Below are 14008 nucleotides of genomic sequence, written 5' to 3'. Positions count from 1 at the left end.
GATCGAGGGTCGAAGCGAATCGGCGAATGCTGTGAGCGGGCACAGGCAAGCCAGGGGGGCGCGGGCGCGGGGGCCCGGTGATGATGCGCCGCCGTCACCTGCTTCGACATCGGCGCAGGTCCGGGTGCCTGAAAAGGCAGCACCGGCACGCACGGTGCGGCGGAAGGCCGGTAGTTTACCGCATCCGCTACGCCCGCAGCCCGTGCTCGGACGCATAGTCGAACAGCTCGGCGTCGTTCTTGACCCCCAGCTTGCGCATGGCGCTGTGCTTCTGCGTGCTGACCGTATTGATGCTGCGGTTCAGGTGCCGGGCCACTTCCGACGTGGTCATGCCGCCGACATAGAGCCGCAGCACTTCCATCTCGCGCGGGCTCAGCGTGTCCAGCGACCCGTTCTGCGACGTGCCGGGGCCGGGCCGGGTGATGGCCCGCCGCATCGTCGCGCCCAGATGCTCGCGCCCCTGGAAGGCGGCAATCACGGCGGCGGGCAGCTCGCGCATGTCGTCGCGCTTGTTCAGCAAGGCCAGCGCGCCGGCCCGGCGCATGCTGAGCAACAGCCCGGGGTTGTCCAGCATCGTCAGCACCACGATCCGCACCGCCGGAAACTTGGCGCGGATGGCGTTCAGCAGGACCAGCCCGTCGGGCACGCCGCTGCCCGGCATCGAGAAATCGGTAATCACCACGTCGCACTCGATGCGGGACAGGTTATCCATCAATCCCGGCGGATTGGCCGCCTCGGCGACCACGCTGAAGCCCAGTTGCCGGCTTAATATCTCCCGCACGCCGAACACGATGAATGGGTGATCGTCCGCGAGCATGACGCGTATGGTGGGCATAGTGCGTTTCCCAGAGTTTTCGGATGAGGGCGGCGGCCGCATGGAAAGCATCGCTGGCGAATCGCCAGGCCATTGGGGATCGGCACGCTTGGCATGCGGTGGGTCTGCTGCGGCAAGGCAGCGGAAGGGAGTCTGGCGTAGGACCGGCGATGGCGCCGCGGCGGGCGGGGCCGCCCGGCCGATACCGCAAGCATCAGGAAGGCGTAGGCAGATTCTGATTGGCGATCCGGCTGGACGCCACGCGGTCCAGACGAAGCCTAAGGACTCGTCATCTTTTGCGGGATGGAAACTTTTCTATTTTCTTTTTCAGATGTGACGCGCAAGGTCGCAATTCGCGCTGCCCTGGCGGACGGCCGATGTCGGGCCGATCTGGGCGTTTCTTGAGGACCTGTCCCACGTTTTAGTCGAATTACTATTTTATTTCCCGCATTCAAATCAGGCGACCCATTCGCCGCCGTCTGATTTTCTCTCAGATCCCCATCTTTAGAGTTTTTACGATTTTTGCTCGCTCCACGCGCTCATACGATTCGGTGCGTGGAGTAGCGGAACTCGTCCGTCCTGCCCTTCCGGCACCGACGGCCTCCGCTTCCAGAACGAGACACCAGGCCTTACCGCCGCCTCTGCAGGCGGGCAACGCCTGCGAGTTGGGTCGCTGCCAGATGCAGCAGGGTTCTGAGAAATAGAGAGCAAGCAGTCATGAACAAGAATCGGTATCGCCGCGTATTCAGCAAGCATCTCGGCATGCTTGTGGCCGTTGCGGAAAATGTGAAGAGCCGCGGCAAGGCGCCTGGTGAAGGCGCCGCTGCGGAGGCATCGCCCCAACTGGGCGTGGTATCGGCGATGACGGCCATCGCCCTCGCCCTGTTTGCCTGGGACATGGACGAAGCCCGTGCCCAAGGACTCCCGACCCAGGGCAACGTCGTGGCCGGCCAGGCCACCATCTCGCAGCCCAATGGCTCGACGATGACCATCAATCAGGGCAGCCAGCGCGCTGTCATCGACTGGAACAGCTTCAGCATCGGCCAAGGCAATACGGTCCAGTTCAACCAGCCCAACGCACAGGCCCAGGCGCTGAACCGGGTCACGGGTGGCCTCCCCTCCAATATCCACGGCTCGCTGCTCGCCAACGGGCAGGTGCTGATCCAGAACGCCAACGGCGTGCTGTTCGGCCGAGGCGCAGTGGTGAACGTCGGCTCGCTGCTGGCCACCACCAAGTCCATCGACTCCAACGCCTTCATGGCCGGCAGCCCGCTGGCACTGAGTGCCACCGGCACGCAGGCCGGCATCATCAACGAAGGTTCGATCAACGCCCAAGGCTATGTGACCTTCATGGGCGACCAGGTCCGCAACGCGGGCGACATCAAGACCGGCCCGGGCGGCCAAGTCCTGCTGGCCGCTGGCGATAGCGCCACGGTGGCCCTGCACAACGGCCAGGGCATTTCCCTCGTCCTCAACGACGCCACCGCCAACGCGCTGGCGGAAAACAGCGGCAACATCCATGCACAAGACGGCACGGTCCTCATTACCGCGCGCGGCAAGGACACGCTGCTCAATACGGTGGTGAACCTGTCCGGCGTGGTCCGCGCCGGCACGGTCGTGGCCGATGCTGGCAAGACCGGTGACGTGGTCATGACCGGCCGCATCGACGCCTCCAACCGCAACGGCGGCCAGGCGGCACGGTGGTACTGGCCGGCGACCGCGTCGGCCTGTTCGACAGCGCTTCGATCGACGCTTCGGGCGACTCGGCTGGCGGCAAGGTCATCCTTGGTGGTGACTCGCTCGGCAAGCTGGAAGGCACCGAAGCACGCAAGCTGCTGCAGGACGGTGCTGGTTTTGCCAACTTCACGCAGGTGGGTGTCAACGCGCGGGTCGATGCGGGTGCACGGCATGGCGATGGCGGGTTCGTGGAGACGTCAGCCCACGACCTCAACGTCCAGGGCACGATCACTGCCTCAGCGCCGAACGGCAAGTCTGGCGAATGGTTGATCGATCCGACCAACATCACCATCGGCACAGGTAACGATGCTGGCTACAGCGGTAGCGTCTCGGGTGGCTTCACGCCCACGGGCAGCACCGCCACGGTTCGCAACACGTCCATCAACGACGCCCTGAACGCAGGCACCGACGTCACGATCACCACGGGCAGCTCAGGTACGGCGACCGGGAACATCGTGCAGAACACCGGTGCCGACATTACAAAGACCGGCGGCGGCGCGGCGAATCTCACGCTGGTGGCAAACAGATCGATTACCCTCAACGGCAATATCACGTCCACCTCCGATGCGCTGAATCTGAATCTGACCTCGGGGATGGGCGGCGGATATGGCACCGTTTTCCAAGCAAGCGGCAGAACCATCGACTTGAATGGCGGACGGTTAACGGCGTACGGGGACACGACAAGCGCCTCAAGCGGCCATGCCATCAACATAAGCGGCACCCTGGCAAATATCGGCGGCGGCACCATTACCGGCTTTAGCGCCGGCAGCACTGGCGTGTATATGAACACCGCCCTGACGCAGGTGGGTGGCAGCCTTTCCATCTATGGCAGTTCCCGCTCGCAGACCGGCGTCTATATTGACAACGGATCCAACCTTACGATCTCCGGAGGATCACAACTGGTCATCCATGGGGAAGGTGGCGGCTACGACGGCATCATGCACCGCGGCGTTCTTACCCTCAATGATGATGCCGCCGTCAGCTTGATTGGCAACACGACGGGCCGTTTGTACTCGGGCATCCGTCTCAACACGCTCAAGATTACAGTCAACAACAACGCCTCGCTGGATATCGAAGGCCACTCCACGGGCTCAGGAATCGACTCGCAAGGCGTGACGATCCTGGGTGGCAATTACGCGACCAGCAGCATCTCGGTCTCGGGCAACGGGGTCGTCAACATTACCGGCGTAGGCAACTACGCGGATGGTATTCGAGCCTGCGGTGCGACGTCTATCAATATCTCGGACAACGGTGCGGTGAATCTCAACGGTACATCGAACAACGAGCCAGGCATATTCTTCGACACACTTCGGTATAACCTGCAGAACAATGCCACGCTGAATCTCAGCGGCAGCGGTAACGGATCGAATCCCGAATGGGCCGGCGTGGGTATCCTTGGCCAAGGATCCATGTCCGGAGACAGCAAGCTGACAGTCAACGGCGACGGACCCAAGGCCGCCGGTGTACGTTGGCAAGGTACGTTGAATATGTCGGGAAACGCGACCGTCGACATGACCGGCCAGTCGGATACCCAGGACGGCGTACTGATCCAAACCGTCATCAACGCCACTGACGATGCTCGAATCAACGTTTCGGGCACGTCGCGCGCCAACACCGCCACCTCAGCCGGCGTGCGCTTCGCATCCAACTCCAGCCTGAATCTCTCTGGAAACGTGAAGACCGACATCACTGGCGATTCGCGGTACCGTGAAGGGGTCCATTTCCAGGGTGGCGTCAACATCACCGACAACGCCTACATGAACGCTACCGGCACCTCCAGCGGTGGCGGTGACGCGGGCATCGGCGTGCGCGTGGGCACCACCAGCAACATTACCGTGAACGGCAACGGTACTGCCGTCCTGACGGGCGCCGCCCCCGACGGCCGCGACCACGCGCTAGAAGGCCGCATGCGGGTAAACGGAAACGGTGCCATCCACATCCTGACCGGCGATCGCGTCGCGCCTACCGATGGCAATGGCAACGGGACTGACGGTAACGGCAATGGCCCGGACGGCAATGGCAACGGTCCCGATGGCAACGGTAACGGCCCTGACGGCAATGGCAACGGTCCCGACGGGAACGGCAATGGCCCCGACGGGAACGGTAACGGCCCCGACGGCAATGGCAATGGCCCCGACGGCAACGGCAACGGTCCCGATGGGAACGGCAATGGCCCCGATGGCAACGGCAACGGCCCCGATGGGAACGGCAATGGCCCCGACGGGAACGGTAACGGCCCCGACGGCAACGGCAATGGCCCGGACGGCAACGGCAATGGCCCGGACGGCAACGGTAACGGCCCCGACGGTAACGGCAACGGTCCCGACGGCAACGGCAATGGCCCGGACGGCAACGGTAACGGCCCCGACGGTAACGGCAACGGTCCCGACGGCAACGGCAATGGCCCGGACGGTAACGGCAACGGCCCCGACGGGAACGGTAACGGCCCGGACGGCAATGGCAACGGCCCCGATGGGAACGGCAACGGCCCCGATGGGAACGGCAACGGCCCCGACGGCAACGGTAACGGCCCCGACGGCAATGGCAACGGCCCGGATGGCAATGGCAACGGTCCTGACGGCAACGGCAACGGCCCCGACGGTAACGGCAACGGTCCCGACGGTAACGGCAATGGCCCGGACGGTAACGGCAATGGCCCGGACGGTAACGGCAACGGCCCCGACGGGAACGGTAACGGCCCGGACGGCAACGGCAACGGCCCAGACGGCAATGGCAACGGCCCCGACGGTAACGGCAATGGCCCCGACGGTAACGGTAACGGTCCCGACGGCAACGGCAACGGCCCGGATGGTAACGGCAACGGCCCGGACGGCAATGGCAACGGCCCTGACGGGAACGGCAACGGTCCCGACGGCAACGGCAATGGCCCGGACGGCAACGGTAACGGTCCCGACGGCAATGGCAACGGCCCAGACGGCAACGGCAACGGCCCCGATGGGAACGGCAATGGCCCGGACGGCAATGGCAACGGTCCCGACGGGAACGGCAACGGTCCCGATGGCAATGGCAACGGTCCCGACGGGAACGGCAACGGCCCGGACGGCAATGGCAACGGCCCCGATGGGAACGGCAATGGCCCGGATGGCAATGGCAACGGTCCCGACGGGAACGGCAATGGCCCGGACGGTAACGGCAACGGCCCCGATGGGAACGGCAACGGCCCGGACGGTAACGGCAACGGCCCCGATGGGAACGGCAACGGCCCGGATGGCAATGGCAACGGTCCCGACGGGAACGGTAACGGCCCCGACGGCAATGGCAACGGCCCCGATGGGAACGGCAATGGCCCCGACGGCAACGGCAACGGCCCGGACGGCAATGGCAACGGCCCGGACGGGAACGGCAACGGCCCCGATGGGAACGGCAACGGCCCGGACGGCAACGGTAACGGCCCGGACGGGAACGGCAACGGCCCCGATGGCAACGGCAACGGCCCCGATGGGAACGGTAACGGCCCCGACGGCAACGGCAACGGCCCGGACGGTAACGGCAACGGCCCCGATGGGAACGGTAACGGCCCCGACGGCAACGGCAACGGTCCCGATGGGAACGGCAATGGCCCGGACGGGAACGGCAACGGCCCCGATGGGAACGGCAACGGTCCCGACGGCAACGGCAATGGCCCGGACGGGAACGGCAACGGCCCCGACGGTAACGGCAATGGCCCGGATGGCAATGGCAACGGTCCCGACGGTAACGGCAACGGCCCGGATGGGAACGGCAATGGCCCCGACGGCAATGGCAACGGCCCCGATGGCAACGGCAATGGCCCCGATGGGAACGGTAACGGCCCCGACGGTAACGGCAACGGCCCCGACGGGAACGGTAACGGCCCGGACGGCAATGGCAACGGCCCCGATGGCAACGGTAACGGCCCCGATGGGAACGGCAACGGCCCCGACGGGAACGGCAACGGCCCCGACGGCAATGGCAACGGCCCCGATGGCAATGGCAATGGCCCCGACGGGAACGGAAACGGTCCCGACGGCAATGGCAACGGTCCCGACGGGAACGGCAATGGCCCCGATGGGAACGGCAACGGCCCCGACGGGAACGGCAACGGCCCCGACGGGAACGGCAACGGCCCCGACGGCAATGGCAATGGCCCCGACGGGAACGGAAACGGTCCCGACGGCAATGGCAACGGTCCCGACGGGAACGGCAATGGCCCCGATGGGAACGGCAATGGCCCCGATGGGAACGGTAACGGCCCCGACGGCAATGGCAACGGCCCCGATGGCAATGGCAACGGCCCGGACGGTAACGGCAACGGCCCCGACGGAAACGGCAATGGCCCGGACGGGAACGGCAATGGCCCCGATGGGAACGGTAACGGTCCCGACGGCAATGGCAACGGCCCCGACGGCAATGGCAACGGCCCCGACGGTAACGGCAACGGCCCGGACGGTAACGGCAACGGCCCCGACGGAAACGGCAATGGCCCGGACGGGAACGGCAATGGCCCCGATGGGAACGGTAACGGTCCCGACGGCAATGGCAACGGTCCCGACGGCAATGGCAACGGTCCCGACGGCAATGGCAACGGCCCCGACGGTAACGGCAACGGCCCGGACGGCAATGGCAACGGCCCCGATGGGAACGGCAATGGCCCTGACGGCAACGGCAACGGCCCCGACGGCAACGGCAACGGCTCCGACGGCGGTAACGGCTCCGACGGCGGTAACGGCTCGAACGGTGGCAACGGCTCCGACGGCGGCGACAAGACGCCTGACGGTGGTTCGGACGGCTCCGGTGGTTCGGGCTCGGGTGGCTCCAACTCGGGTGCCACGGCCGGTGCAATCATGGGCGCGGTTGGCGCGGGCGGTATCCTTGCCTACGTGATCGACGACCTGGCCGACGCAAGCTGGTACCTCGATGCCCCGGTGCCGCTGACGGTCGAGTCCGATGAGGACAAGGCGTGGGAAGGTGCGCTGATGTCGGGTGCCACCGTCCAGGTGAAGGGCACGACGGCCACGGTCCAGGTGAAGACCAAGACCGGGACTGTCGAGCGCACGCTGACGTTGCGGGACGGCGCCAACGGGACGAAGCACTTCGTCTACGAGGACCCCGTCACCAAGACCAAGGCCGATCTGGCGGTGAACATGGAGACACGCGAGTTCTTCTACACCGAGGCCGGCGCGCCGAATGGCAAGCGCTACGTCGTGAAGAGCCACGGCTGGTTGAAGAGTGACGCTGCGCCAGCAGCAAGCACCAGCTCCACCGTCTCGGCTACGCCGGGTACGGCAGGCGGTATCGGCGGCTGACGATAGCCATGTGCCGGCGTCGAAAGGCGCCGGCATATTGGCGCCCGCCATGGGTCCAATCATTCAACAAGAACCAGCGGTTCCGATCAGTTTCCGATGCTGTCGATGCGGAAACTGATTCGGACCATTTTCATTTCGAACGCGCACATTCCCTGCCACACTCCGCTCACATGCATGGGGTGGGAGATGCTGGGTATGCGCCTAACGCTCGGGTCCACGTCGAGATTTCGTAAAACGGCTATTAGCCAGTGGCCGCTGCGCCGTTACGCTGACTTGCATGAACGCTCTCTGAGCAGAATCGGACATGCAAGATGTCTCGACCGGTTCTGGAAAATCTTGAAAACCATCGAAACCATGCTCCGGCAGCATGCCAGCCGTACGCGCATGCTCATGCGCTGCCTGTGCACCACGCTGCTAATCGCCGTCGCGCCTGTGCAGGCGCAGTCGGAAACACCACCCATCACGCAGACTGGCATTGCCGCCGCCAACGTCGCCTTTGACGTCGTCCCGGCGGGCAGCCGCGCACACGACGACATCGTCGGCGTTCTTCGCAAGGCTTCCGCCACGCTGGGCGACACGCCGACGACCCTCGAAGCCGTCGGGCAATGGTCGGACAGCCTCACCAATGCGTTGCGCCAGGGCGGCTATCCCGTCGGCCAGGTCCTCGTGACCGAGCCAGACTGGCAGGCGAGCCGGCAAGGCGCGCCGCTGAAATTCACGGCCTTTCCTGGCCGCATTCATGAAGTCAAGATCGACAACAAGTCGCGCGTGAAGGATGCCCGGCTCTATCGGCTCATCACGAAGGCACTCTGTGGTGCCGACACGCTCGACCGCGTCTGCGTACTGCAGACGTCGCGGCTGGAACGCACCACGCAGCTCCTGCAGGACGTGCCCGGCGTGGCGATTGCCAAGGCGCCGCAGTTCTCGTCCGGTGGCGCGCTGGGCGGCATCGACGTGCTGTTCAGCCTGCAGCAGCGCGGCAAGCCCTTGAGCGGCGACATCTTCATCGACAACCAGGGTATCGAGGCAACAGGTCTCACCCGACTCGGCGTGACCGGCTCCGGCAACAACTTCTTCGGGCTGGGCGAAAGCTACGCGCTGACGCTGACCGGCACCGAGAAACGCATGTGGACCGGGTCGCTGACCGGCAGCATCCCGATCTTCGACGACGGGCTGCGCCTTACGGGCGGCTTCACGCGCCAGCAGTACACGATCAACGCCTCCACGCGGCTGGCCGGCGTGGCCAACACCGCGCAGCTCGGGCTGAGCTACCCCATCACGCGCGGGCTCGACCGCAACGTGTGGGTCGGCGGCTCCTACCTGCACAGCCGCACGTCGACGTCGTATGTCGACTTCGAGAATGCGTTCTCGCACAGCACGCTCGATGCCTTCCGCTTCTCGCTGCAGGGGAACAATGGCGACCGGGCGCAGCAACTGCGTACCAACATCTGGAGCGGCGAAGTGGCCCTGACGGCCGGCCGTCGGCGCAGCAGTTCCCCGGCCACCGACGCGGCGGTCAATCGCAAGGACCATTACGGCAAGCTCGGCGTGTCGGCCTTCGGCACCTATGCACTGAACACCAGCGGCGACTTCTTCCTGTCCGGGCGCGCGAACGGCCAGTACGCCAGTACCAACCTGGACCCCAGCGAGAAGCTCAGCGTGGGCGGCCCCGGCGCCGTGCGCGCCTACCGGGCCGACGAAGGGTCGTTCGATGACGGCGTGATCCTCAATCTCGGCGTCCACAAGCGCGTGCCGATCGTCGCCGGCAATCAGCTCCAGTTCGGCCTGTTCTCGGACTTCGCGATCGGCAAGGTCAATCACAAGCCCTGGAGCCGCTGGGAATCCGGCTACGTCGGCATCCCCGGTGTCACCAACCGACGCATCCTGTCCGGCTACGGCCTGAGCGTGGAATGGCTGACATCGTTCGGCGCCACGTTCTCGGCCTCGGTATCCAAGGCATACGGCTTTTCCTCCACCTCATGGGTCGACCCCGGCAAGAAACCCGTGCAGTACTGGCTATCCGTGTCCTGGGCGAACTAGGCCAACGCAACGCAAGCACAACACGCCAAGCGCCCCTTTTCGAGAAAGACGGCTATGAAATTCGATATCACGACGTTCGAGCATCACTGTTATCGCAGTGATCCCGCGATTGCCTTCAACGGCCTGCGCGAGTTGCTGCAGAAGATTGCCGATGGCTATGGCGAGACCAGCCACCTCGATGAATGGGAGCAGTCGACGGAGGCCATCAATATCCGCGACGAGCATATGGTGACGCGGCTGGCCGCGGCGATCACCGCGCTGGCGACCAATCCGGACTTCCACATGTCCGAGCAGGACAGCGCATCGGTGCTCAAGCACCAGCGCTGGCTGGCGAGCATCTTTGCCAGCAGCCCGTTCCGCAATGCCGACCACATCCTGCGGGCGCTGGGCATCGACGAAACGGCGCGCGACAGCTTCGACATCCACCCGGCCGACCTGTGGAAGTTCCAGCTCTTCTACCTGCCGCAGTCGGAAATCAAGCTTGACTGGGACGCACTGTGGAAGCTCGACAAGGGCGCGGCTGGCGGGCTGGCCATGGCGATCCTCTCGCCGCGGTTCCAGGGCACCGTCGCCGCGCACCGGAAACGCGAGTTCCTGCTGGAATGGCTGCCCGGCCGCCTGGACCAGGTGGAAAACCTCGACCGGCTGCCGCATGTGATCATGCACGACGTCAACATGTTCTGCAGCTACGCGGACACGCCGGAAAAGCACAGCATCAAGAAGCCGCTCTGCACGCTGGTGCGCCGCAAGCTGGCGGGGATGGGCGTGCATGACACCGAGCGCAAGGCCGTGGCGCCGAAGGACGGGAAGAAGCCGGTGCTGCTGGTGGTGCTGGAATCGTTCCAGAAGAACCATTCGATCTACCGCACCCATTCGCAGACCATCGACCTGATGCGCCGGAAGTTCCACGTGGTCGGCATGGGCTACCGTGACCGGGTGGACGACGCCGGCCGGGCGGTGTTCGACGAGTTCATCGAGTTGCAGTACCACGGTGTGTGGAACTCGGCCGCCCATGTGCGTGACATCAGCGAGAAGTACCAGGCGCAGATGTTCTACATGCCCAGCGTCGGCATGTTCGCGGTCACCGTGGTCGTCTCGGCCTTCCGCGTCGCGCCGATCCAGATCATGGCGCTGGGTCATCCGGCGACGACCCATTCCCCGGCGATGGACTACGTGGTGGTCGAGCAGGACTACGTCGGCGATCCGGCCTGTTTCAGCGAGCAACTGCTGGTGCTGCCGCCCGATGGCATGCCCTACCGGCCGTCGGCCAACCTGCTGGCCTGGCCGCCAAAGCCGCCGGCCCGGTCGTCCGATGTCGTCAAGATCGCCGTGGCGGCCACGACCATGAAGCTCAACCCGGGGTTCATCGAGACCTGCGGCGCGATTGCCCGCGAGGCGCGCGTGCCGGTGGAGTTCCATTTCCTGGTGGGGCAGGGCAGCGGGCTGGTGTATCCGCAGGTCCGCAACATGATCCAGCGCGTGATGGGCAACAAGGCGGTGGTGCATCGGGACCAGCGCTACGGCGTCTACATGGACACCATCGCAAGCTGCCAGATGTTTGCGAACCCGTTCCCGTTCGGCAATACCAACGGCATCGTCGATACGGTCTGGCCGGGGCTGGTCGGCGTCTGCAAGACCGGCCGGGAGGTGCACGAGCACATCGACGAGGGCATGTTCCGCCGGCTGGGATTCCCGGAATGGACCATCGCCAAGACCGTGGACGAGTACAAGGCGGCCGTGATCCGCATGGCCGAGAACCACGAGGAACGCGAGGCGCTGGCGGCGAAGCTGGCCGGGCGAGAGGCCATCGAGACGCACATCTTCAAGGGCCGCCCGGAGATCCTGGGCGAGCGCATGTATGCGCTGTGGTCGGAACAGGTTGCCAATGAGAACGCGAACAGATCATGAATGAACTCAGCAAATCGGCGCTGCGGCGCTCGCACGACCCCGCCTTCCTGCAGCATTACTTTGCCGGCCGGGGACTGGATATCTGCGGGGGCGGGCGAGAGCCTGGCCACGTTCGCGGGCTGGTTCCCGCGCGTGCAGGACGTGAAACCCTGGCGCAAGTCGGCGTCGGACATGCAGGAGGTGCCGGGCATCGACGAACAGTCGCTCGACTTCGTCCACGCCAGCCTGCGCCTGCAGACCCTGGCCAACCCGCACAAGGCGCTGGCGCGCTGGCTGGACCTGGTAAAGCCCGGCGGCTATGTGATCTTCACCGTGCCGGACGAGGACTTCCTGACGCCGCGCAATACCATCCGGCTGACGATGCCCGGCAAGAATGCCAAGGCGCAGTCGTCCGGCCAGGGCGGCGGCGCGCGCTTCACGATCTACAAGCCACCGCACGACGACGCGACCACCCAGAACCTGCTGGACACCATCCAGCTGTTCTCGCGCGTGGCGTCGTGCGAGCGGATGGCGCTGGTGCGGGACCATGAAGGCGAGGCGCCAGCCAACGGCGAGGCCGATACGCGGCGCTTTGTCGAGGGCGTGATCGAGGTGGTGCTGCGCAAGCGCGCCGCGCCGGGCATCCAGGACCTGCTCGGCCGCGCCAACGCGGCCCAGAACGCGGACGACTGCGTGCGCTGCTGCCGCGAGGCCGTCGCGACCTATCCGTACCGGTTCCAGGCCTACCTTCGCTCGATCATGCTGGCGCAGCGCTGGAGCCTGATGGACGAAATCGACCACGTGCTGGATCTGGCCACGAAGCGCCTGCATGGCGAATGGAATCCGCAGCTTTACCAGATGCTCCACTACATCAAGAGCGGGCGCCTGAACCAGGGCTTCCAGCTGCGCGAGCAGATGTACGCCCGCATCAACTGGCAGCGTCGCACCAAGGCGCAGCCGCCGGCCAACACCCCGGCCTGGACAGGCCAGCCGCTGGAGGGCAAGCGCATTGTCATCTGGAGCGAGTTCGGGCTCGGGGACGAGATCTTCTTCCTGCGGTTCGCCCGGGTCCTGCGGGAGCAATGTGGCGCCGCCCATGTGACCGTGGTGTGCCAGGGACCGATCTTCGAGCTGTTCAAGGCGTCGGGCGAGGCGGACGACGTGGTCCGCGTGGACGCCACGTCCAGCCTGGCGCCGCACGATTTCTGGGTCTATCCGCACGCGATCATGGCCCACCTGCCGGTCGATGTGTCGAACCTGCCGCAAACGGTGCCGTTCCTGCGCGTGCCGGAGGCGGCCAGCCTGCCGGGGCGGCCCGAGGCGCTGAAGGTGGGCGTGGTGTTCAAGGGCGCGCCCAATCACGAGAACGACCATGCACGCTCGCTGCGGTCGCTCTCGGTGCTGGACGCGCTGTTCGCGCATCAGGAAGTGGACTTCTACAGCCTGCAGAAGGGTCCCGGCGCCGACGAGGCCGCCGATTACGCGCGGCGCCTGCCCAACTTCTACGACATCGGCGCCGGCGTGCAGACGATGATCGAGACGGCGCAGGCGGTCCAGGCGCTCGACCTGCTGGTGACGGTGGATACCTCGGTCGCCCACGTGGCCGGCGCGCTGGGCAAGCAGACGTGGCTGTTCCTGCCGTTCTACACGGACTGGCGCTGGTTCTACGAAGGCGAGGACAGCCCCTGGTATCCGTCGATGCGGCTGTTCCGCCAGCGTTGGGGCGCCGAGGTGCCCGAGGTAATCGCCCGCATGAACGGCGAACTGCTCGGTCTGATGCTAGACAAGCAGAGACGCCAGGTGACTGTCGGCGAACCCAGAATCTGATGCCAATTGTTTAAAGAAATTGCTATTCGATGCGGTCAGGGACGGCTCTACCCTTCAGGTGAATTGACCAAGGAGTCCATCATGAAACATCCAGTCGACCGGCTGATTGCCGGCATCTTTCTGACAGTCGTGACGACGGTGGTGGCGATGCTGCTGCTGTCCGTCATACCCGTTGCCGAGATGAACGAAGGGCGGAACATCTGGCATCTGCTGATTGGCGTGACCATCGCCGCCTGCATTTGCCTGCCGCGTCCGATTCTGATGCGTACGTACTGGCGCGAGCGCTATCCGTTCGTGCTGGACGACGAACTCAACAACATGCTGCTGGGCCGGTTGATCGGCCTGGCCTGCGGGGCGATGGCGGGCATGTTCGTGCTCGCGAAGATTGCCTGACGTGCCACTGTCCTATCCTTTTCCT

At 65.3% G+C, this 14008-nt stretch carries 6 protein-coding genes; 5 read left to right on the top strand and 1 reads right to left on the bottom strand.

Annotated elements, in window-relative coordinates; all coding sequences use genetic code 11:
- Positions 1 to 187: 187 nt before the first annotated feature.
- Positions 188 to 835: a response regulator transcription factor gene (locus EHF44_RS21640; RefSeq protein ID WP_253700318.1), complete on the bottom strand. Its 648-nt coding sequence runs from the start codon at positions 833 to 835 to the stop codon at positions 188 to 190.
- Between the two features lie 1679 nt (positions 836 to 2514).
- Between EHF44_RS21640 and EHF44_RS21630 the strand changes: the two genes are divergently transcribed.
- From EHF44_RS21630 to EHF44_RS21610, 5 genes are all read left to right on the top strand, one after another.
- A complete protein-coding gene (locus tag EHF44_RS21630) occupies positions 2515 to 7836 on the top strand; it encodes a beta strand repeat-containing protein (RefSeq protein ID WP_172966152.1) in 5322 nt (1773 codons plus the stop codon).
- A gap of 336 nt (positions 7837 to 8172) precedes the next feature.
- A complete protein-coding gene (locus EHF44_RS21625; RefSeq protein ID WP_253700316.1) occupies positions 8173 to 9876 on the top strand; it encodes a ShlB/FhaC/HecB family hemolysin secretion/activation protein in 1704 nt (567 codons plus the stop codon).
- Between the two features lie 54 nt (positions 9877 to 9930).
- Positions 9931 to 11784, top strand: a complete 1854-nt coding sequence (locus tag EHF44_RS21620) for a peptide transporter (RefSeq protein ID WP_124685758.1) — start codon at positions 9931 to 9933, stop codon at positions 11782 to 11784.
- A gap of 132 nt (positions 11785 to 11916) precedes the next feature.
- Positions 11917 to 13590 carry a methyltransferase domain-containing protein gene (locus EHF44_RS21615; RefSeq protein ID WP_253700314.1) on the top strand — a complete coding sequence of 558 codons (1674 nt, stop codon included), beginning with the start codon at positions 11917 to 11919 and terminating at the stop codon, positions 13588 to 13590.
- Between the two features lie 81 nt (positions 13591 to 13671).
- Positions 13672 to 13983, top strand: coding sequence for a hypothetical protein (locus EHF44_RS21610; protein WP_124685757.1), 312 nt, complete (start codon positions 13672 to 13674; stop codon positions 13981 to 13983).
- The last annotated feature ends 25 nt before the right edge of the window (positions 13984 to 14008 follow it).

This window comes from Cupriavidus pauculus (assembly GCF_003854935.1).
Taxonomy (GTDB): domain Bacteria; phylum Pseudomonadota; class Gammaproteobacteria; order Burkholderiales; family Burkholderiaceae; genus Cupriavidus; species Cupriavidus pauculus_C.
The sequence above is the reverse complement of the archived record's forward strand: the minus strand, read 5'-3'. Positions and strand labels throughout refer to the sequence as shown.